This window comes from Niastella populi, assembly GCF_002078015.1.
Lineage (GTDB): Bacteria > Bacteroidota > Bacteroidia > Chitinophagales > Chitinophagaceae > Niastella > Niastella populi.
On sequence record NZ_LWBP01000186.1, the window covers coordinates 96,155 to 117,923 of the forward strand.

Consider the following 21,769-nt stretch of genomic DNA (forward strand, 5'->3'; position numbering starts at 1 on the left):
AACGGCATTTACGGCTGCGTTAAAGCAACAATGATCTTTTTGCTGATAAACGTCGATGATTTATGTAAGTTGATGGTGTAAGACCCCGAAGGTATTGACCCCGGAATTGAAATATACACCTGCGTATTTGTTCTCAGGTTCACTTTGCCGCGTTGCACCACTTTGCCATGCATATCATAGATGCTGTAATCAAAATCACCCGATAAATTTCCTTTTGCGGTAAGCGCAATCCTGTCTCGCACCGGGTTGTTTACAAGCACCTGGTTGCCATTTTCAGTTTCAGTTACCCGCACAATGTGCGATAAACCGGAAGAGCCATCCTGGTCGGTACTTTTTAACCGGTAATACGCTATGGAAAGAAGCGGCTTGTCATCAAATAACGAGTAGAGTTCCGTACGGCCGGCGTTCCTTGCGCTCACTTTTCCAATAGCATAAAAGTTTGTTCCGTTCTCGCTTCGTTCTACGGTGAAATGGCTTACGTGTTGTTCTTCAGCGGTTTTCCAGGTTATTTCGGTAATGGCATTTTTTCTTTTTGCATCAAATTGCAGCAGGGTCAATGGCAATGTGGCTGAAATGCTGCCGAATGTAAACAGGTTAAAAGACGAAAGTATATCGGAAGTAATTGTACCTGTGGTGGCCACGCTGCCGCTTGCGGTACCGCCCTGCGAGGCCCATACGCTTCCCTCATAAGCGGCTACCCTGATGTCGGGTTCAATCCACGATGGCATTGCCACTTTGCTATTGTCCCAGTTTAGCGTAACGCGGGCGGTTCCGCCCGACACCCTGTTAACCTCCCAGAATTCGTTGGGGTCAACCGTCACAAGGGGCGATTGCATTTGAGTTGTATTTGGAGTTGCCGCGTGGTATTTCACCGCAAACACACTGCTCTCCGACAGGTTATTTATATTGATCGGTCTTTGCATGGCGCCATTGCCAACAGGATAAATAAATCCGGTAGTGCCGGTTTTTCTTACCCAACCGTTTACATGCCGCGTGTCGGCGCTTCCTGAATACGATGCGCCCGCTTCATACGCCAGGTAAGCCGGCGTAGCCGCGGTAGTGATCACCCCGCTGTTGAAGCTGTGGGCGCCGCTGACGTAGAGGTCGGTATTAAGATATATGCCTGCACTATTGCCGGTTACCAGGTTGTACGTTTTAAATGGCTGGCCGCCAATGAGCGTTTGCAATACAGCGCCATCCAGGTATAAGGTGCCTGATCCGCTGCTCATCGCCGCCTGGTTTGAGGTCAGGTCTCTTTTGATATACAGGTTGCCGTCATTGACGAGGCTGGCAGAGGCCGCATTATTGAAATGGCCATGTACGGCCAGGTTGCCACCACTATGGATCGTTAAATTGCCGTTATTGGTAACAGTGTGTTGTGCTACCAGGCTTTCGGCAACCGGAAGCAGCAACATACCAAACAGTAATCGTTTCATATAACCAGTTTTTTTGAGGTAGAGGATTATTTCATGTAAAGCGTCGTGGTGCATGCGCTTCATACGTGTTTTCTACGGCACACCCGAAGATGCGAAGATCAGCTCCTGTACACTGCTTCCAAAATCTATGCGTCCCAATATGGTAATTGTAAGTGATTTTCTGTAATACTGTAAGGAAAACACGTTAAGGTGCTTCGCTGTAAATACCAGTGAGTATTTCTTTTGGAGCCTTGCCGCTGTTACACCATTATATTTTACGGCGGGGAAGTGTAAATAAATTTCCCAAAAAGAAGTGTCATTCTCTACACTTCTGCTGGGGTATTGCCTGTATGTATAAGAGTACAGGCTGGCATAACAAATGAAGTTTTTATTTTGAACTAACACTTAATGTTATGAAAGTAATAAACACCAGAACCCATGCATATCTCGACTACATCATGGGTGCATTGCTTATCGCTTCGCCATGGATCTTTGATTTTGCAGGGAACGGTGCTGAAACATGGGTACCGGTTAGCCTTGGTGTTGCAACCATTGTTTACAGTATGGTGACGAGGTATGAACTGGGGGCATTTCCAACCATTTCCATGCGTACGCATTTAATGCTCGACACAATAAGCGGTATCTTCCTTGCGGTTTCGCCGTGGCTTTTTGGCTTTGCCGAATTTGTATGGCAACCACACTTGATTTTGGGTGTACTTGAATTGTGCGCAGTATTGATGACGAAGACCGAGCCCCGACGCACGCCTGTAGAAAGAAATATGGGCCGTACCTTCACTGCACATTAGCAATTGGGATAAAACAACAATGAAGAAACCGGCCGCAGTTATTGCGCGCCGGCTTTTTGCTTTGCTTATAATGTTTATGTATAAATACAGCTTAAACCGATTTCGAAGGCATCCTGCTTTTTAACCAATAATTAATAATGGTCATAAACGTGCTTTTTAACTGATCGAAACTGGAGTCTTTGATAAACAGCCCATGCGCTGAGAGGTTATACGCTTTTTCAACCTGTTGTTCTGAAGCCTGGGTCGTCCAGAAAATAAAAGGAACGCTGGTGAATCTTTTTTGATGTTTTTCCAGCATGAGCCGGCGTAATTCAAATCCATCTATTCCGGGAAGGTTCAGTTCGCATATGATGATAAAAGGAGCATGATCCACATGTTCAAGAGTCTTTATCACCTGATCTGCGCTTTCGAGAAAGACCAGCTCATTTGAAAGCTTCAATTCCTGCCAAACATGTTTGACTACTTCCTGATCGTCCAAATCGCCATCGATGATCCATACGGCCTGGGATTGCATGCGAAAATTTAAAATATCTGCTCATAAAAATCATGCCAGCTATTTTGGGAAAAAAGCTTTGTTTTTTGACGGGCTAAGTGTTCCTAATAAGTTAATACAACGTAATTTACATATCGCATGAAACAGGATAATCCCTTTGCAAACAGGTATGGAGAAACCCAACACGATAGCATGGCGCAACCGGCTTCATAATACCATCTACGAATCAAATACAACTGCCGGCAGGGCCTTCGACGTGGCCCTGTTGGTATTGATCATTTCGAGCATCATTGTGGTAATGCTCGATAGCATCAAGGAGTACCACCAACGCTACGGCAACCTTTTTTATATCCTGGAATGGATTTTTACCGGGTTGTTTACGCTCGAATACCTGCTGCGTTTGATAAGCATCAAAAGCCCTTTGAAATATGTGTTCTCATTCTTTGGCCTTATCGACCTGCTGGCCATCATTCCCTCTTACCTGAGTATCCTGTTTACAGGCGCGCAATCGTTGCTGGTGCTGCGGGCGCTGCGGTTATTGCGGGTGTTCCGCATTTTCAAACTTACCCACTTCTTAACTGAAATGGAATTCCTGAAGGCGGCGCTCTTTACCAGCCTGAAAAAGATCACGATCTTTATGCTGGTGGTGCTCACACTCGTTATCATCCTCGGTTCCGTTATGTATTTGGTAGAAAATGGAGAGAATGGTTTTATAAGTATTCCCGACAGCATCTATTGGGCTATTGTTACCATTACCACCGTGGGGTATGGCGATATAGCGCCGGTAACGCCCACCGGTAAATTCATTGCCTCTGTAATGATGTTCATTGGGTATGGTATCATTGCAGTACCTACCGGCATCATTACAACCGAAATGGCCAATGCGGCGCGCCTGAGGAAACATGGCCATGAAACCTGCCCCGGCTGCGGCCGGGAAGGGCACGACAAAAATGCCGTGTATTGTAAGTATTGCGGAACGTTGTTGTAGTAAGCAAATTATTTCGCAAGCCCTGCAATGATCAGCAACGGCGGCCTGGGTTTGCCATTTACGATCTTATAAGAGAACATATTGGTGCGTTTAGCGGCTATTTCCTGTTGCAACGCAACCGGAATGCTCGATACCTTATCATAGTAAACTACCTGAACCGTGAGTTTTTGCGATGCTTTCTGGCTGCCGTCATTCAGCTTGTACCTGATCTGCACTTTTTTTGTATCGCCGTTCTTCGGGTTTTTACCAAAAAGACCGTCATCGAACGATTTTTTCATATTGATAAAGCCGCTTTTAGTGCGCACCCGCAGTTTCTGGTCGTTGGCGCGTTGCCCCGGTACATCGTCATCGAATACACATTTGTTGTTGCCATTACCATTGTTATCGGGATAATCGGTATCGTCACTGTCATCACAGATGGAAGAAGAGGAGGGGTTGGCGTTAAACACCGGTTTGGCCAGCGTGTCGTTCTGTTCCAGCACATAAATTGCATCCATATAGGTTAAACCGCCTACGATCAACTGGCTTACGCAGGTATCGGTAGTACCTTTCTTTACAAATGCAATATTATACCGTACGCCGGTTTCACTTTGCGAAAGATTGATAGTTCCTGAGTTCTTATTGATCTTAAGCCCTTCGGGCCAGCTTAAATAAGTTCCCTGTACACCAATATTGTTAAGCGGGTCTAAAAAGAAATCGCCGCCGTTCTTTGGCTTTAAATAAACAACGCTGTCGCCATAATTAGGCGCAGTGGGGCAGAAGGCTGCATTCACCGACAGGTTATTGCCGTTGAAGGTTGAATCGGTTGTGTTGGTTGAATCGATTGTGTCAGTGTCATCGCCTGCCTGATCGCCTTTGTTACAGGCAAAAAATACCAGCAACAATACGAACGGCAACAGCAGAATACGAGTGCAGGGTTTGCTTTTCATGTAATTTTCGGTATTTAACACGGGAATTCATGTGCAGAACAAGGTTGGTTACATGCTACATACCAGCGTGTTTTCACCGTAATACAAACGGGGTACGAACGACAAATATTCAGTTTTTGATTCCGCTTGTACAAATATTAATAAAGCAGAAATTTATTCGGTTGATATTCAGTGTGGATATCCCTGTAAACATCCATAGGCCACAGGCTAAAAGCTATATTGAGGAAAGTTATTGCGCCCAAATCAGCGGTTATGGTACCCGGTTGTATCAGTGTTGAAGCAGTTGTATTTGAAAATTACTATATGTTATTTCAATCCGGTCGTTATTGTTCAATATTGTGCCCGGTACAGGCAGGGTGAGCAGGCGGTCATCGATAAGTACAATGGCGTTACCCTTTTCATCTAATGAAATAACGTTTCCGGTTAATTTCGAGGCTTCGTTGCCATTGCCGAAAAACCTGGCGGGGCTGGTTTGTTCGCGGAAACTGCCCTGTTCAAGATGAATAACGGTATCGGAAAGTTTGATGATCTCGTTCGCATTATGGCTTACCAGGATGGTGGTTAATGCATAACGCTTGTGAATTTCCAGTAAAGTGTACTGCAGTTGATCACGCATAACATTGTCGATGGCCGACAATGGTTCATCAAGCAGCAGCATGGAAGGTTTTTTGGCAATGGCCCTTGCCAGCGCTACCCGTTGCTGCTGGCCGCCCGACAGCGTTTGTATTTTCCGGGTTGCGAGGTTGCTTAAACCGGTAACCTCCAGCAGTTCGGTCACTATCTGCCGCGGTTCATGCTTATCAAGTGCAAATGATATATTATCCCTTACGTTCATATTTGGGAAAAGGGCATAATCCTGGAATACAAAACCTATTTTTCTTTGCTGCGGTTCAAGATGGCTTTTCCGTCGGCTGTCGAACCAAACCGCGTCGTTTACTTTTATAAAACCGCTATCGGGTTTCATAAACCCTGCCAGCATCCGTAAAATGGAAGTTTTGCCGGCGCCCGATGCACCATACAGGCTCACGAACTGCCCGCTTTCAATTTTGGCGGTTACATCCAACTGCATTTCGCCTTCTGCGGTATGTAAAACTTTTTGTAATGAAAGATCGATCATAACCGGTAACTATTTTACGGTATCAATAAAACTTCGCCTGCTGCATTTTACGGTTATACGTATAAAGCACCAGTAATATGATGAACGATACGGCCAGTAAAATGCCCGCATACACATTTGCCGTATGATAATGGAATGCATCCACCTCATCATAAATGGCAATGGAAGCAGTGCGTGTTTTGCCGGGCATATTGCCGCCGATCATCAGCACCACGCCGAACTCACCAACGGTATGGGCAAATGTAAGCACGATGCCGGTAAGCAGTGAAGGTTTTATATTTGGCAGCAACACCTTTGTAAGTGTTTGCCATTTGGTTTTTCCCAGCGACCAGGATGCTTCTTTTAAACTCGGCGATAAGGAAGAAAGACCCGACAGAATGGGGTGTACCATAAACGGCAGACTATAGATCACCGAAGCGATCAGCAACCCCGTGAACGAGAACACCAGGCGGATATTCAGCCATTCTTCGAGCCAGCTGCCAAAAGCATTGGCCGGACTGAATGCCAGCAATAAATAAAAGCCGATCACAGTTGGCGGCAGCACAAGCGGCATGCTTACAATAGCCTGAACGATTATTTTAAAGATGTCTTTCCCCCCGGCCAGCCAGTTTGCCAGCGGTATGGAAATAACAAACAGGATAAGGGTAGTGCTCAGTGACAGTTTCAATGTAAGCCATAAAGGCGACAGATCGATCATTTTACTATATACCCGAATTTGTTATAAATGGCTTTTGCCTTTGCAGAATACAGGAAGTTATAAAATTTTCTGGCTGTGGTGATATTATTTTGCCGGGCGAATTTCAAAAGCGCCGCTGATTGTTCAATGGGTGGATAATCCGCTGCATTCAATTCAACCCAATTTCCTCTGCCTTTCATTGCACCGGCGATCACAATTGATTTTGCCGTAAAACCGATATCCGCATTTCGGGTGCCAATGAACTGGCTGGTTTGCGAAATGCTTTCACCGGTTACCAGTTTGGAAGCCACCTTATCGTACAATGCATATTTCTTCAGAATAAATTCCGCAGCGCTTCCATAGGGTGCGGTTTTCGGATTGGCGATGGCAATGCTTTTTATGTTGGCCCCCAACAGCAGTTTCAGGTCGCGCGAGGGCTGAATGTTCGGCTTCGCACTCCACAATACCAGCAAACCCTGTGCATATACTTTCGGCGGTTCAAGGGTGAACTTATTGCCGGCCAGCTTTTGCGGGTATTCTTTATCTGCAGAGATGAAAATGTCGAATGGAGCGCCGTTCTGGATCTGCTGGGTGAGTTTACCCGATGCGCCAGGCACTATATCGATCCGGGTCTTATCTGTTTTGTTGAACTCGGCCACCAGTTCCTGCATGGCGTATTGCATATTGGCAGCAACCGCAACGGTTAGTTTTAACTGGGCCTGTAATAGTAGAGTATGCAGTGCCAGTAAAACCACTAAACAGATTTTTTTCATCGTCTACTTTCAGTTGGTAATTGGCAAAGCTACCTAAAATAAAAAAGAAAGGCTGCGCAATCAGCACAGCCTTTCTATCCAATTTTACTTATGTGACTATTGATATCCCGGGTTCTGGTAGGCAGCTTTTTCTTCTGCAGTCAGTGCCATACGGTCCATCTGGTCCTGCGGTATGGGCCGCAGGTAATGGGTTGGGTTAATGGTTCTGTTAAACGTTTGCGGTGTATGGTTGCCGTAAGCTGCGCCGGCAATTTCATATGAACCGGCGAGCTCATTCCACTTTTGGGTACGCACCAGGTCGAACCAGCGATGGCCTTCCCCAAAGTATTCGCGTGAACGTTCTGCAAGAATATAATTGATATCTATGGCGGCCGGCGTGGCAGCAGTCATGGCAGCGCTGTTATCGGCAACGAATGCAGCATTGTCCCTGTTACTGAACTTCCACTTCCCGGCTCTTGCACGAATTACATTGATGAGGTCGCGGGCGCTTTTACCGGCTACAGTTGTGGCGCCTTTTACAGCTGCTTCGGCAGCTATAAAATACAGTTCAGAGAACTTGGCGATCTTGAACGGCCGTGTGCTCGTAGCGTTTGGCTGGCCAAGACCTGAACCATTATCGGTTCTGTAAACCCCCAGTTTCCATAAATTGGGAAATACGATCCGGCTGATAGCGCGGGGAGTGATCACAAAATCGGCCCTGCCCGGTATTTCACCGGCGCCGATATTATTGACGGCAGGCCGGCCGGGGAAAGTGGCGCCTGAAGGATAAGTAATAGTGGGGGCAAGCGTTTCATCGGGCAGGAACGTGAGTATAGGCTGCCCGGGCGTTACCGGTAAACCGTTCGCGTTATAAAGGGTGGCGTTGGCAGTTCCGCCCTTAGGCCAGTTACCCCTGAAAACGGAGGTGAAAGTACCATCGTACCTTGAGTCGAGCGTTTTATCGGCAAAGGTGTTCGTAAAAGCACCGATTGTTGGGGCCATACGCGTATACGGACGGCCTAAAGCCTGGGCCGCTTCGCGTTGTACTGAGCTTATACCGGCCCCGGTACCGGTGGCATCGGGTGAACTTCTGATAACGGTGTAGTTGAAGGTCACCATCCAGGAGGCGCCGTTCCTGCCATTGCCGCTCTCCGAATCGAAGCAGGCCAAACAGGCGCCATTATAAAACTCGCTTTCCTGGGTATGATCTGCATAAAGCAGCATTTCCCTGTTGCGGTCATTGCCGCCCACATGCAGGTCGTAAAAGGTATTTTCAAGACCAAAATTACCGGGGTTGTCGATAGCCTCAACAGCTATGTCATACGCCTTTTGAAAGTACCATTGCGCATCGTGGCCATCGGGGTCGGTTCTGGCCGTTTGCGGATAGGTAGGAATGTTGTTGGGGTTTTGCAGCCACCAGCCATACGTCAAGTACGCTTTCGCCAGGTAAAGGCGGGCAACCGTTTTTGTAACGCCGCCGGTTACCCTTGGTGCAACGGGCAGTTCATCGATCGCCTGCACCAGGTCGGGGAAAACCGCTTTTGTATATACTTCCGGTACCGTATTACGTACAGATAATCTTGAAGGAGCTGTGTTGAATTTCAATTCGCCTGCTCCAAGGTCCAACGGCACGCCGCCAAATGTTTGCACCAGCAGAAAATAATCGAAGGCGCGGAAGAACCTCGCTTCAGCGATCAGCGAAGCAGGGAAGGTACCCGCCAGGGCGGCATTTTCAATAATGCCGCTGGCTGTATTGATGTTTGAGAAAGCGGTTCCCCATAATACATCCGAACGGCTGCTGGCCGGTGTCAGATTACCTACGCCGCTCATGTCCGCATCCTTGAAGTTGGCATCGGCGCTCTGGGCCCAGGTATATTCATCGGTACCCGTTTCGAGTGAATTATAGAAATAGGGTTGCCCGTATATGAAACGTAAATGGGCATATTGTGATGTTATACCGCCCTGCACCCCTTTTTCGGTTTTGAAGAAGTTGGGGTCATAAAAACTGCGCGGCTCTTCTTCCAGAATTTTTTTACATCCTGAAGATACCAGCATGAAGCAGGCTGATACTACAATGGATTTTATAAACAGATGTTTCATATGCTGAATGATTTAAAATGTCAGGTTAACGCCAAGAATATAGTTGCGGGTCGCCGGGGTATTATACCCTACGATAAGGATGCGTCTCAACAGATTCTGGTTTGAACTGATGGCTCCGGTTGAGGACACATTTTCATTACCGAATGAATTGGTTTCAGGATCGAGGCCCGATTCTTTATGGAAGGGCGAAAACATGACAAACGGATTTTGAGCGGTAAAGTACATCCGCATTTTCAGATTCGAATTCTTCATCAGGCGCTGGTTGAAGTCGTAGCCCAATGTGATGGTGCGGATCTTCATGAACGACCCATCGAAGTAACTGAGCGTGCTGCCGTATTTCGGGTTGTCGCTGCTTACGATACCGCCGGGTTTGGGATATTTTGCATTGGTGTTTTCCGGCGTCCAGTAATCGACATTCAAATTGTTGCGCCGGCCGCTCAGCATATTCAGGTAACCGCTTGATCCGTGAATGGTACTGAAAAGAATGCCGCCTTTTCTGAAAAAGCCTACCACACTCAGGTCGAAACCTTTGTAAGCCACGCGGGTATTGAAACCACCCTGAAAATCGGGGTCTACATCTATAACCTGTCTGTCGGCAGGCCCTATTGCGCGCTCGGGCGTTCCATCGGGTTTATATCCGCCGGTATATTTCACTTTGATCATACCCACATTGCCACCCGGCTCCAGTGTACTCAAATACGGATCGTCTTTTTGCCATAAGCCCTGCCGCTCATAATCATAAATGGCGTTGATATTATGCCCCACAAACCACCAGTTCCCTTCATCGCGGGTTTGTCCGGATGCAAGTGATACCAGTTTGTTTTTGTTTACATAGAAGTTAACGCCCGCATCCCAGGTAAAGCCATTCAGGTTATCGAGAATGGTACCGTTCAAACCCAATTCGAATCCTTTATTTTCCGTTGCTCCGATGTTGGCTGTATAGCTGGTTACACCAGAGGTGGGGGGCAGGTCGAGCCCCAGCAGAATGTCTTCGGTCTTTGTAATATAATATTCGATAGTACCGGACAAACGGTTTTTGAGTATGCTGAAATCAATACCGAAATTCCAGGTCTTGGAGAACTCCCAGCCTAAATTGGCGTTTGGCAGCTGAGATACATACAGCCCGGTCGCATAGTTCGAGGGGCCGAAATTGTAAGGCCGGGTTGCCAGTTGTCCCAGCGTTGCATAAGGAGCGATAGCCTGGTTACTGGTTTGCCCGAACCCGGCACGCAGCTTCAGTTTGTTGATGATGGCCAGGTCCTGCATAAATGATTCATCACTGATGTTCCAGCCCACCGAAATGGCCGGATAGGTATGCCATTTATGGCCCGGCGCCAGTCTTGAGGAAGCATCGGAACGTACCGTGGCAGAGATCATATACCGGTTGTCGTAAGCGTACATAACACGGCCCATCACCGACTGAAGCCCCCATAACTGGTAGTCCTGGTTCGCCGGGTCTATGGTTATCTGGCCTGCAGCCTGCCCGAGGTTATAGAAGTGGAAGGCATCGGCCGGAATATCGCGTGCGGCCATGTTCGACCGGTTGTATTTATTCTGCTCTACTGAATACAATGCCACCGCATTGAAGGCGTGTTTGCCGAATGTGCGATCATAGGTCAACAGGTTTTCCAGCGTCCAGTGCACCGTATTCCTGTTATCTACCGAAGCAGATGACGGCGTATTCGGGTTGAGCGCGTCGCCAACGCCTGCGCCCGTATAGGCGCCGTTGTTAGTTTGTATATAATCGAGACCGAGGTTGACTCTATACTTTAAACCGGTGAGGAACGGGGCTTTCACTTCGCCATAAACGGCATTGTAGGTGGCAAAGCCGCGTGTTTCGTTCAGCCACTGGTCATTGTCGCGTAGGTTCTTCACCACATCTTTCGTATAAACATACTGGTTGTCTAATATCATTCGTATGCCCCTTCGTAATGTGCCGTCGGGGTTATAGGGTGAGGAAATAGGCGTCATGCTTAATGTGCTGTACAGGCCAACCTGGCTTCCTTCGGTCTGGTTGTAGTTGGTATTGGTAGTAAAGCCCAGCTTTACCAGTTTTCCCACCTGCTGGTCGATCGAACCGCGCAGTGAATACCGCTTGTATTGCTGCGTGGGTATAACGCCCTGGTTCAGGTAATAACCACCGCCGAAGTTGTAACTGCCGGTTTCACCACCGCCCGAAAGGCTGATGTTGTGGTCGGTTACGATGCCGGTTTGGTAGAACAGGTCCTGCCAGTCGGTATTGGTGCTGTCGTTCTCATCCTGGCCGTTTGCATATTGATTGGCGGCTTTACGCAGCGCTACGAACTGCGGCCCGTTCATCATGGGGTATTTGGCAAATACCTTTTGAGCGCCAACGTATCCGCTGTAGTTGATGCGGGGTGTTCTGTTCTTTCCCCCTTTTTCTGTTGTTATCAGTATAACGCCATTGGCGCCGCGGCTACCGTAAATGGCCGTAGCGGAAGCGTCTTTCAGCACATCGATGCTTTTTATATCGTTCGGGTTGATGTCGGCAAGCGATCCGATAAAAGGAATTCCATCGAGCACGATCAACGGGTTGTTGTCGGCGCTGAGCGAACGGGTACCACGGATCCTGATCTGCATGGTAGCTCCTGGCCGGGTTGAGGTTTGAGCAATATCTACCCCCGGCAGGCGGCCCTGAAGGGCCTGCGAAACGTTGGGCGAGGGCACTTCACGCATTTTTTCACCACCTATCGAAGCCACGGAACCGGTGACCGATTCTTTCCGCTGGGTTCCATAACCAACCACTACCACTTCACCGAGGTCGGTTGTCGAAGGCGTAAGCTGAACGTCGATGGTATTATCATCACCTACGGTAACTTCTTTGGTAGCGTAGGTAATGCTCGAAATAATCAGTACAGCTCCTTTGGCAGCCTGAATTGAATAACTGCCGTCAGTAGTAGTGTTGGTACCGGTACTGGTTCCTTTTACACTTACTGAAGCACCGGCCACAGGCTCGCCTGTATTGCTGGTTACTTTACCTCTTACAGTGTTTTGAGCAAATGCTGCGTTCCCTGCGGCACTACAAAGCAAAACAAGCAACGTCATCGCAAACACTTTTTCCCATAACAGCCTTTGCGGGCTACGTTTTTTGGGGCGTTCAATTTTAATCATATGGATCGTTTTGATGATGGACATTTTATTGTTTAGAGATCGTCCCTGCGCAGCAACCGGTAACCTGCCATTCATATGGCAGGGGAGCTTCGCAGGCGGAAAAAGGAGCTGATGTATTAACTGGCCCGAACCTGGTATGCGGGTAAAGTATAATAGATAAGTACGGTGGGTGAAAAGCAGTTAGATTGTTGCATATGGCGTTTTTAATGAAAGATTCAATCGTTGGGCCAAACCGGAATCACGGCTGACAGAACGAAATTAGGAAAAAAAGCAAAAAAATGAAACCGATTACATTTTTTTAATCAAAAAAGCTGCTGGTGGGGGTATCCGGGCGCTCGGGTAAGCTTTGTTTCCTATTGTTTTCTCATTGCAAATTATGCGGATGCTGATTTTTGCAAATTTTTCAACCGATTACAATAACTGGCCCGAAACGCATCCTGAAAGGCATGAGATTCCAGGGCGGGTTAAGGTTGAAACAACAACGTGTATGGTTGGAAGATCCTTTTGGCCTGCAGGCGCTATTATGGAAAGAAGCCCTGGCGAAGCGACTGCTGCAGTGGAAAAACATTATTGGTAAAAGATTATAATCTGTCAATGCTGCAAGCTGCCTGTGAGAAAAGTAATGAAGGAAGTTATATAATGCAGCAGCCGTTATAACAAAGGTCATTCATTCCAATTTTTAAACCGCTCCGTCTTTTGGATCATCAGGCTGCCTGATTCAATTTTGGGCCCCGGCATCAGTGATGCGAACGAATGCCATACTCATCTGTATCAATGTTATCCGGCACCGGCATGTATTTCACAATGATGCAGGTTAATAAAAAATATTAAGGTGTTGTGAGATACATCTTTTGCTTCGGTTTTTATGGCGATGGATATGCGATAAATTAATATGTTAAGACTTACACTTTCCTGAGTTTAATGTTATATTTGCTCTGCACTTTCAAAAAGAATTCCTGAAACCACCTCCTAAAATCATTCTACATGTTGATGACGATCAGGACGACCGTTTCCTGATTGGTTCCGCTATTAACAATATCGACTCCGCGATACAAATCCTGGAAGCAGAGAACGGATGGCGTGCCATTGATTATTTAAAAGAAGCCTACCTCGATGGGCAATTGCCGTCACTCATCATTCTCGACTTCAATATGCCATTGATCAATGGAATGGAAACATATAAAGAGATCAGAAAATATCCTGAGTTCTCTTCCATTCCTGTTGTTCTTTTTACAACGTTTCATAACAGGCGGGAAGATGATTACTGGGATTCGGAAAATGTTGCAACTTTCACCAAGCCGGCAACGTTCAAAGAGCTTACAAAAAGCATCAGGGAAATTTTAAATTATTGCCTGCCCCGATGATCTTCCAACTCCTTTACTTGGGCCACAGGGCAACACCGGCAAAGTATGCAGGCTGGCATATATTTCGCATCACATGTAATTCAAAAAAATATAGTTATGTCAGCAAAAGGATTGGCTGTTTCAGCCGCAGAGATGGTAGGTTCGAAAATAGTTGCCAAAAAGGCAAATAAAGCTATTGATTCCCTGCCGGTGCAAAAGCAAAATAAGATCAGGGGCATATTTATGATAGCGTCTGCTGTAATGCTGCTTGTGTCTGGCATCAGGTTATTGAAGAAGAGCAAACAACAGGTAACAAAAGCAGTGTTATAAAAGTATGCAACAGTTAAATGGCGTTGCAGGCTTCACCTCATACAATGTGCAACGATCGCCCCGGATGGCTGAACATGAGCTGATGGGAAAACCCGTTTCCGCATCAGGGCGCAGTGAAAAAAGGCATCGTGCGTTCTGATCACATACCGGTTGATTTAATTTGAATGCTGTTTAGAATAACCGGCCGGTTGACTGGAACGCTCTCCAGTCAAGCGAAAACAATTCTTTGAGCTTGTTCGACAGGTCTGTTATGCTGAATGGCTTGTAAATAAAATAGGAGGCGCCCAGCGCCTGGGCTTCTGCCCGGTAGGCCGGGTCGATACTGCCGGTAAAGATAACGACCGGCACCGCATGGTATTCGGGAAGCTTTCGTAGCCCCGACAGCATGGCGCTTCCGCTGATCAATGGCATATTCCAGTCGAGGAAAATGATATCCGGAATAATATGGCTGTCATCATCCGGCCGGGCAAACAGGGCCTGGCCGTTTTTTTCCTGCAACAGTTCAACGTTCTTGCAACACTCGTTTAATGCAGCCCTTAAAATGAGCAGTTCCTCTTCGTCATCATCAATAAGTAAAACCCTTTTCGGTAAGTTCATAAAGTCCGGTATTGTAAAGTTGACAATACGGCCTTAACCCAGGAAGAATTAACGTAAATCAGGTAGAAGCACTAAGATATACTAATGTAGGTATAAAGTTGCACCATTTTGTTATTCCGGCTAAAAATTCAGGCTTACCAGGTACCAATTACATGATCGCACGGCAAGATGCAGCCTTTAATATTGGCAATCGGGTGGCGCCCGCAAATATAAAAGCGAAAGCCATTGCTGAACTTTCGCCTCTGTGCATTCCCGGAGAGGGGGAATCAGTTACAGGGGGTCATGGCGTTTTTGTTTATAATTAACGCAAAAAGGGTATTGCTGCCCAAGTTGATTTAGTTTACAAATTGTTTCTTCCGTTGGCGGTAACACATTCACTGAAGTTCTCTTCACCCGCTTCACTTTTTCAAGTACAGTAACATCTTTAGTTAAGTAATCCATCGTGCCAGGCCTTTTCAAAGGCTGGTGTACATTTTTTACTGATACCTTCATTCTGCATCCATTTTAATTGTGAACAAACAAAAGTCGATCGTTAGGAGAATTTCATTTATCGACAACGCAGGTCGTCTTAAAATCAAATAGCTCCTTAGCACAGCTGTTTTGAATTTTAAATTTGCATGGCGGTTACCGGTACGCAATTATTCATTGCATACTTAAACGTAATATCAGTGACATTCACTGTAGTGCACCAACATTAATTATTAATCTCTGAAATAGGTATTTTGGGAAAACGGAAGATATGTATTATCAAATGGGAATAGGATGCCGTAAGCGATTTAAAGGTAGAAACTAATGGTGAAAATCCCAATTTTTTATAAAAGAAAATTTAACCTGTTGTTCGTTATGATGCAGCCAGGACGGCCCTTTGGCGGGAAGTATACACGAACTCCCGCCTGGCATACAAATTACTGCAGTAACTTTAAAACTGTGCAAACACTTCCTTTGACAGTCAGGCGTTCGATCGAGATCCTCGGGTTGGCGGTCGTTTTCTTTTTCATCGTTCATGCGGCTAATATTCTATCGCCCATATTGCTTTCCTTTTTTCTTACCATCCTGGTTTATCCTTTGTTTAAAAGGCTCATCAGCAAAAAGATGCCTGAGATGCTGGCTATTGTCATCGTGCTGCTCGTGCTGCTTGCCGCTATGGCGCTGCTCGTATGGTTCATTTCTACGAACGTTTCGCGGCTGATTGCAGATTTTCCCACGATCAAATCCAACTTAACGGTTCATTTGGAGAACCTGAGCAGCTGGATCAACCGGAAAACGAATTTCTCTACCGAGCGCCAACTGCAACTGATCAACCAGCAAAGTGAACAGCTGGTGAATTTTGCAAGCGGCTACCTTGGCGGTATTGCTTCTTCGCTATCGGGGCTGTTTATCTTTTTCGGGCTTGTTCCCATTTACATCTTCCTGTTATTATTTTACCGCAACCTGCTTTTGCGTTTTATTTTCCTCTGGTATAAAGAAAGTGAGCACGAACGGGTAAGGGAAACGGTGCAGGAAATGAAGGGCGTAATAAAAAGCTACCTGGGGGGACTGCTGATCCAGATAGCTTATATCACCGTGCTGTTAGGCGGTGTATTGATGCTGTTTGGTATCAAACATGCGCTGCTGATCGGTGTATTGTTCGCTATCCTTAACCTGATCCCTTATATAGGGGCGCTGATCGGCAACGTTATAGGCGTGCTGCTTACGCTTACTTCATCGGAAAGTTTATCGCCTATACTAACTGTGCTTATAGCTATTGCGGCGGTACAATTTCTCGATAATAATATCCTCATGCCAAAGATCGTTGGCTCAAAGATCCGCATTAACGCGCTAACCAGTATTGTGGCCGTTATTGCAGGCGGAACGCTGGCTGGTATCGCCGGCATGTTCCTTTCGCTGCCGGTCATTGCCGTGTTGAAGGTGGTGTTCGACAGAACAGACCACCTGAGGCAATGGGGTGTATTGTTGGGTGATGAGCGGCCGCCAGGAAGTCCGTTTACCTGGCCGCGTTATCGCAAAGCGTCGCCGGCCGTGCAGGACGAGATCAAACAGGCCAGCGGGGTTGATGTTAAGAAGCGGGGAGATAGTAAATAATCATTCCGGATTGTTTTAATAGTATAGGCAAACCCAATCGGTAGCATTTAAAACGATTTTATGCAGTCAAAAAAGATCATTACGGTATTTGGCGCCACCGGCGCACAGGGTGGGGGCCTTGCCCGCGCTATTCTGCAGGATGGTAACAGCGCTTTCGGAGTAAGGGCGGTAACCCGCGATCCCAATTCCGATAAAGCGAAAGAATTAGCTCAGCTGGGGGCTGAACTGGTGGCAGCCGATATCGATGATCCGCAGGCTGTCGAAAATGCGTTGAAGGATGCTTACGGCGCCTTCTTCGTTACTTTTTTCTGGGCACATTATTCGGCCGAAAAGGAAAAGGCCGAAGCCGCCATTTTTGCCGCGGCTGCAAAGCAAGCTGGTTTGAAGCATGTGATCTGGTCTACCCTCGAAGATACGCGCGATTACATTCCGCTTAACGACCAGCGAATGCCCACCCTTCAGGGGCAATATAAAGTGCCGCATTTCGATGGCAAAGGTGAATCGGATAAATTATTTATTGAAGCCGGGGTGCCCACTACCTTTTTGCTGGCATCCTTTTACTGGGACAATTTCATTTATTTCGGCGCCGGGCCCAAACGGGGCGAGGATGGCGTGCTGGCCCTAACGATGCCCATAGGCAATTCAAAGATGGCGGGTATTGCAGCGGAAGATATTGGCAAATGTGCGTATGGTATTTTCAAAAAGGGCCCCGGGATGGCGGGCCGCCGGGTTGGGATAGCCGGGGAACATTTAACCGGAAACCAGATGGCCGATGCAATGAGCAAAGCATTGGGCGAGCGGGTGGTTTACAATAATGTTCCTGCCGATGCATACCGGGGTTTTGGTTTTCCGGGAGCTGATGAGCTCGGAAATATGTTCCAGTTCTATGATGAGTTTGAAGAGGAATTAAACACGACCCGCGATGTAGGTTTTTCAAAACAACTGAACCCGGAGCTATTGAGTTTTGAGCAGTGGCTTGGTAAATACGCAAAGCAGATCCCGGTGTGAGTATCGATCACAATCCTTTAAAAAACTATTTCTTTCTCCCGATTGGTTTGTGCTGCCAAAAGTTACAGCCAGGGAGTGGGCTACAGCGCTTAATTTTGCTTTCATTTCTTTTTTTTATAGACGATAAGTCACTGCACTAAAAATTTAGATTGCTTTCATCGAGATCGCGCATTAGGTTCCTATCCTTTTCATTCAGCTGTAAGCGCTCTTCGGCAGCCTGCTCTTTTATATTTTTTATCTGTATTGATTTCCAAACCCATAATATCGTTATTAGCAATAGCCCTACAATGATTGTTATGACAATTCCTTTGACCCCTCCACTCTTAAAATCAATACCTGAATAAGATTTTGGATCATTGTCATTGCCGGTCGTTGTATTCATAATATATATTTGTTTTCTGGATCATAGATTATGGTTTATCTATAAGAACATATATTGTTGCCAATTGAATTTATATAAAAATATCTCACGCAGATACTATGAGTCCGAAGGAATATATTACAAAGGTTAAAAACAAAGAGATTTATGATCCCGTACTAACATTCCAGCTATCCAATGTTTTCCATGTGAAGAAAGTATTGCGGGCCCATGTCTTTCGCGGATGTTTTTGTTGAGCCACTCCAGGTTGCCAACAGGAGGGTTTTGCGCAAACATACCGCCGTAGGTTTTTTGTGATACGATGATGAACAATTCCGGGAAATTGTCGGGCAGCCACTGACCGGAACCGTCCTGCCCGGTTTGGGAACCGAGCCCGATCATGAAGATCCGCAGTTTGCCCAGGAATTTGTTCAATTGCTTTTTGCTTCTCGATTGCTTTACTTTCCAGATCGCCTGCGCTATCCTTCGGTCATTATAACGTTTTAAAAAAGGGTCCCGCCAAACGGCGGGACCCTTTTGCACAATACCCATCTGCTATACTTCTTCATTGAGCACCGCTGTTTGGCTTACGGCGCCCATTACGCTGCCGGCCACAGCCAGGTAACCTGCTATGTCGGTAACGAGGGTTGGCAGCGCTACAGGCGATGCGAACACCGCTGCGCTTACGGCTGCCAGGGTAAGGCCGATGTTGCGAAGTATTTTAAAAAACTTCGGCGTGGTGCCCTGCACCCTGTTGATGATATTGTTCATAGTGATTAATTTGAATGGTGAAAAAATGCCAACACTTCTACTAACCAGCCGCCATAACCGCATCTGCGCCGCTTACCGGCCGCAGCTCCTGCGCACAGAGCTGTGACTGGTAAGGTTTGCCCTTTGAACAGGCAGGGAAGCCCCGACGGTACCATCGGGACAGGCTTCTGTATATGCCTGCCTGTTTTCGGGACAAACACGCGCATAGGGTACGGCAGTTTTTCAAAGGTAAACGGGCACATAGGGTACGGTGGTTTTCATAGGAAACAAACGCATAGGGCAGGATGGTTTCCATAGGATAGCAGCACTGGCCGGCAACGATGAATACGCGCTTCGGTTGTATGGGCTGCTGTAACTACAGGCAGCTATTCCTAACAGGAGGTAAGCCGTTCATGGTTGCCTGAATAGGTTACCAGTTACCGGGTTCCGGTTACCGGGTAATACAGTTACTGGCCCGGTAACCGGTTTACACAGCCTGATAATGGGCGGCCGTCCCGAAATTCAGGCCCGGCAACCGGTAACTGGTAACCGGAAACCCGCTACGCGACCTTATCTACCAGCACAATACTGGTAGCATTGTGCTCACCCGATTTCAGCGCATAGCTGCGGGAGTTTACCCGCTGGTAGTACTCGATACCCAGCACCGCCACAACCGTATCCGGGCTGTTGGCCGGCAATGGCAGCGTAAGGGTTGTAGCCTGCGTGGGATCGGTCGTAAACGGTAATTCAGGCGTTCCCTGCATGGCATACTCGTACCGCTCCGTGTCGAAGTTGATGGCAGCGGCTGCTGCCACGATCCTGAAGTGAGTGGTGCCCCGGGCCTGCTGCACCATGTTGCGTGGCACAAAAACAGGAATATCGACCGTTACTTCTCCCGACACACGGTTGAAGTTTACCGGGCAGCGCACAAACAGGGAATCGGAAATGCCTGCCCGTGCGTTGAAATGAAAGTTGTGCAGTTGCTGCAGGTCGCCATTGTTCACCGTACGTGCGCCTCTTTCATTTACAGGGTCGGTAGTTATGATGCGCGACGTTACTTTCGCCAGGCGCGCCTGGGTAACCCTGTCCTTCGCATTGATGGTTACATCGCGAAAGATCGAACGCAGGAGTTTGGCTGCTTTGCCCGCACGCCCGAATTCCGCCATGTTCTCCCGGGTACGTTCAAAAGCCGGATCATTTTTGATCCTGTCGGCGGATGATCCGCTGGTGGTAGTTGATTTTGCCATTTTTTTAGGTTTTAATGAATGAATAAATGATTGAAAAATTGGTTCACCGGTATAACCAAAAGCTTTATTATGAAGAAAGGATGCTGCCTTATTGAAAGTGCCTGCCCAGGTGCCTGCATTAGTGTCTGATTGCCTGGGTATGGCCTGACAATGGCCTGGGTATTGCCTGGATATGGCCATACAGGAGTAGAGTTCCTGTAGGATCCCGGTAGGGTCCGGGTACAGTAAGTAGGCCATCAGGCTACCAGTTTCGTTCAATACAGGTACCATTAGGTTACCATCTGTGCCGGCTATGTTGTATGTGTTTGTCATGGTGATCAGTTTTATGATCACAAAGCTGGGGCGTTTGCGCGGAACGATTAGCCAAGGTGTAGCCAAGTTGGCTATGATTTATTTTTGCAACAAGTGTTTAGAAAATGCAACAAAAAAGGTATGCACGCGGTAATAAACTACCACAGGTGCATACCTGTTATAAGAAATATTCCGGAAATAATTAGCCAGGTTGGCTATTAAATATTTTGGACATTAATCGTCCTCACTTTCAATATGCCGCAGCAAACCGGCTTTTAATTCATCGATGAATCTGGTAGGATTTTTGCGGCCCCGTAACCGAACAAATAGGTGATAGAAATTTCGAAGATCGACCTTAAATTCATTTGCCATGAAGGTCATTATATCCTTAATAGAAGCCTTACCATGATTAAAGAATCCGCAGTTTTGCAATGCATACCCCAGCTCAACAACATCCGTAAGTGATGCAGTACATTGAAGGGTAGAAGCGGCAGCAGGCCGGGAAGCGGTGACGGCTGCAGGCTCAATGAGTTTTACCGAAAGGTTCAGCATTCCATCAATATATTTCAATAACAGCTCATAAGCCATCAGTTCCGCCAGTTTTCCATCGCAGCTGGTAGAGAAGACCGTGTCGAAATGATTTACCTCCGGACAAATTTTCCAGTTATATGCACCGCGTACAAAATACAGTTCATCATGATGGGTGTAACCCATACGGTAATATGCATAGAGATCCGCGTTATCGGAAAAATAACGGGCAATCACCTGCAGTTCATGTTCCAGCCGCTTTTTCTCCAACATACCGCTGCCCTTGAAATAACCAATGTGCAGGCGATACACTTTCTGATAATAGATATACCGCGCCATGATCACCGGTTTTACCTGTTTGAAAAAGTAGATCTCCCAATCCTTACCGGGAAAGGTGCGCTCCGTTACCCATTGTCTTAGCTGCAACAGGCTTTCTTCACAGATATGGATACATGTTTCCAGTCTGGTGAGTTGATCTGATTCCGCGGCTTCTGTTTCCTGCAGGCGGAGCTGCCATGATTGGGTAAGTTCTTCAAATGTTGATTGAAAGGCAGGCATGGTATATCGTTTAGCGTTAGAAAATAACGGTTGGCATTTCAAAAATAAATGCGGATGGATGCAGTATCTGTGGTTATTTTGAATTCGCCAGGTAATTTTTTGAATTCGTATGGTTTTGGCGCATATTCGTAAAGTAATAATGGAGTGGTTGGCAGTTTTTCCCTTTTTTGGAAGCATTTGACTGAGATCAATAAGTATGCGCTGTTGCCTTTCAGGCAGGCGATTAAGCTTAATTAATATTAACTCTACTTTGTCAAATTTAGTTCTTT

At 46.8% G+C, this 21,769-nt stretch carries 22 protein-coding genes; 7 read left to right on the forward strand and 15 right to left on the reverse strand.

Annotation, left to right across the window (positions count from 1 at the left end):
- Window positions 1–8: 8 nt before the first annotated feature.
- Window positions 9–1,436, reverse strand: coding sequence for a T9SS type A sorting domain-containing protein (locus A4R26_RS16255; protein ID WP_165760302.1), 1,428 nt, complete (start codon window positions 1,434–1,436; stop codon window positions 9–11).
- A 392-nt stretch (window positions 1,437–1,828) separates the two neighbouring features.
- Here A4R26_RS16255 and A4R26_RS16265 point away from each other — a divergent pair, with 392 nt between their 5' ends.
- Window positions 1,829–2,221, forward strand: coding sequence for an SPW repeat protein (locus A4R26_RS16265; RefSeq protein WP_165760303.1), 393 nt, complete (start codon window positions 1,829–1,831; stop codon window positions 2,219–2,221).
- A gap of 91 nt (window positions 2,222–2,312) precedes the next feature.
- Here the strand turns inward: A4R26_RS16265 and A4R26_RS16270 are convergent, their stop codons facing one another.
- A complete protein-coding gene (locus A4R26_RS16270) occupies window positions 2,313–2,735 on the reverse strand; it encodes a response regulator (RefSeq protein ID WP_081164834.1) in 423 nt (140 codons plus the stop codon).
- Window positions 2,736–2,883: 148 nt separating this feature from the next.
- Between A4R26_RS16270 and A4R26_RS16275 the strand changes: the two genes are divergently transcribed.
- Window positions 2,884–3,702, forward strand: a complete 819-nt coding sequence (locus A4R26_RS16275; protein WP_081164837.1) for an ion transporter — start codon at window positions 2,884–2,886, stop codon at window positions 3,700–3,702.
- Between the two features lie 8 nt (window positions 3,703–3,710).
- On the opposite strand, the gene A4R26_RS16280 is transcribed toward A4R26_RS16275, so the two are convergent.
- The 6 genes from A4R26_RS16280 to A4R26_RS16305 all read right to left on the reverse strand — a co-directional run bounded on the left by A4R26_RS16280 (window position 3,711) and on the right by A4R26_RS16305 (window position 12,408).
- Entirely contained in the window at window positions 3,711–4,631 is a 921-nt protein-coding gene (locus tag A4R26_RS16280; RefSeq protein WP_081164840.1) for a hypothetical protein, read from the reverse strand.
- Window positions 4,632–4,899: 268 nt separating this feature from the next.
- Window positions 4,900–5,748 (reverse strand): ABC transporter ATP-binding protein, encoded by an 849-nt coding sequence (locus A4R26_RS16285; RefSeq protein ID WP_081164843.1) that lies wholly within the window; start codon window positions 5,746–5,748, stop codon window positions 4,900–4,902.
- 22 nt (window positions 5,749–5,770) lie between these two features.
- Window positions 5,771–6,445 carry a molybdate ABC transporter permease subunit gene (gene modB, locus A4R26_RS16290; RefSeq protein WP_081164846.1) on the reverse strand — a complete coding sequence of 225 codons (675 nt, stop codon included), beginning with the start codon at window positions 6,443–6,445 and terminating at the stop codon, window positions 5,771–5,773.
- Window positions 6,442–7,197 carry a molybdate ABC transporter substrate-binding protein gene (gene modA, locus A4R26_RS16295; RefSeq protein ID WP_081164849.1) on the reverse strand — a complete coding sequence of 252 codons (756 nt, stop codon included), beginning with the start codon at window positions 7,195–7,197 and terminating at the stop codon, window positions 6,442–6,444. Before modA ends, modB begins: the two co-directional genes overlap by 4 nt.
- 96 nt (window positions 7,198–7,293) lie before the next feature.
- Window positions 7,294–9,276, reverse strand: coding sequence for a RagB/SusD family nutrient uptake outer membrane protein (locus tag A4R26_RS16300; protein WP_081164852.1), 1,983 nt, complete (start codon window positions 9,274–9,276; stop codon window positions 7,294–7,296).
- A 12-nt stretch (window positions 9,277–9,288) separates the two neighbouring features.
- Complete coding sequence (locus A4R26_RS16305) at window positions 9,289–12,408, reverse strand: SusC/RagA family TonB-linked outer membrane protein (RefSeq protein ID WP_081164855.1); 3,120 nt, start codon at window positions 12,406–12,408, stop codon at window positions 9,289–9,291.
- 446 nt (window positions 12,409–12,854) lie between these two features.
- Between A4R26_RS16305 and A4R26_RS35030 the strand changes: the two genes are divergently transcribed.
- The 3 genes from A4R26_RS35030 (at window position 12,855) to A4R26_RS16320 (ending at window position 14,081) form a co-directional block, all read left to right on the forward strand.
- Window positions 12,855–12,995 (forward strand): hypothetical protein, encoded by a 141-nt coding sequence (locus tag A4R26_RS35030; protein WP_165760304.1) that lies wholly within the window; start codon window positions 12,855–12,857, stop codon window positions 12,993–12,995.
- 390 nt (window positions 12,996–13,385) lie between these two features.
- On the forward strand, window positions 13,386–13,772 hold the full coding sequence (locus tag A4R26_RS16315; protein ID WP_278248427.1) for a response regulator: 387 nt from the start codon (window positions 13,386–13,388) through the stop codon (window positions 13,770–13,772).
- Between the two features lie 96 nt (window positions 13,773–13,868).
- Window positions 13,869–14,081: a hypothetical protein gene (locus A4R26_RS16320; protein WP_133054703.1), complete on the forward strand. Its 213-nt coding sequence runs from the start codon at window positions 13,869–13,871 to the stop codon at window positions 14,079–14,081.
- 171 nt (window positions 14,082–14,252) lie between these two features.
- Here A4R26_RS16320 and A4R26_RS16325 read toward each other — a convergent pair whose 3' ends face one another.
- Entirely contained in the window at window positions 14,253–14,678 is a 426-nt protein-coding gene (locus A4R26_RS16325) for a response regulator (RefSeq protein WP_081164867.1), read from the reverse strand.
- A 270-nt stretch (window positions 14,679–14,948) separates the two neighbouring features.
- Complete coding sequence (locus tag A4R26_RS16330; protein WP_081164870.1) at window positions 14,949–15,170, reverse strand: hypothetical protein; 222 nt, start codon at window positions 15,168–15,170, stop codon at window positions 14,949–14,951.
- A 450-nt stretch (window positions 15,171–15,620) separates the two neighbouring features.
- Here A4R26_RS16330 and A4R26_RS16335 point away from each other — a divergent pair, with 450 nt between their 5' ends.
- Together A4R26_RS16335 and A4R26_RS16340 are read left to right on the forward strand one after the other, a co-directional pair.
- The gene (locus tag A4R26_RS16335; RefSeq protein WP_242674925.1) at window positions 15,621–16,760 is read left to right on the forward strand and encodes an AI-2E family transporter; all 1,140 of its coding nucleotides are present in this window, start codon (window positions 15,621–15,623) and stop codon (window positions 16,758–16,760) included.
- Between the two features lie 60 nt (window positions 16,761–16,820).
- On the forward strand, window positions 16,821–17,768 hold the full coding sequence (locus A4R26_RS16340; protein ID WP_081164873.1) for an NmrA/HSCARG family protein: 948 nt from the start codon (window positions 16,821–16,823) through the stop codon (window positions 17,766–17,768).
- Window positions 17,769–17,904: 136 nt separating this feature from the next.
- Here A4R26_RS16340 and A4R26_RS16345 read toward each other — a convergent pair whose 3' ends face one another.
- From A4R26_RS16345 to A4R26_RS16360, 5 genes are all read right to left on the reverse strand, one after another.
- A complete protein-coding gene (locus A4R26_RS16345; RefSeq protein WP_081164876.1) occupies window positions 17,905–18,150 on the reverse strand; it encodes a hypothetical protein in 246 nt (81 codons plus the stop codon).
- A 126-nt stretch (window positions 18,151–18,276) separates the two neighbouring features.
- Window positions 18,277–18,678 carry a nucleoside hydrolase-like domain-containing protein gene (locus tag A4R26_RS34465; protein WP_107685848.1) on the reverse strand — a complete coding sequence of 134 codons (402 nt, stop codon included), beginning with the start codon at window positions 18,676–18,678 and terminating at the stop codon, window positions 18,277–18,279.
- A 3-nt stretch (window positions 18,679–18,681) separates the two neighbouring features.
- On the reverse strand, window positions 18,682–18,897 hold the full coding sequence (locus A4R26_RS16350; protein WP_081164879.1) for a hypothetical protein: 216 nt from the start codon (window positions 18,895–18,897) through the stop codon (window positions 18,682–18,684).
- 539 nt (window positions 18,898–19,436) lie between these two features.
- Window positions 19,437–20,501 (reverse strand): hypothetical protein, encoded by a 1,065-nt coding sequence (locus A4R26_RS16355; RefSeq protein WP_133054704.1) that lies wholly within the window; start codon window positions 20,499–20,501, stop codon window positions 19,437–19,439.
- A gap of 147 nt (window positions 20,502–20,648) precedes the next feature.
- A complete protein-coding gene (locus A4R26_RS16360; protein WP_081164885.1) occupies window positions 20,649–21,500 on the reverse strand; it encodes an RteC domain-containing protein in 852 nt (283 codons plus the stop codon).
- Window positions 21,501–21,769 lie beyond the last annotated feature (269 nt).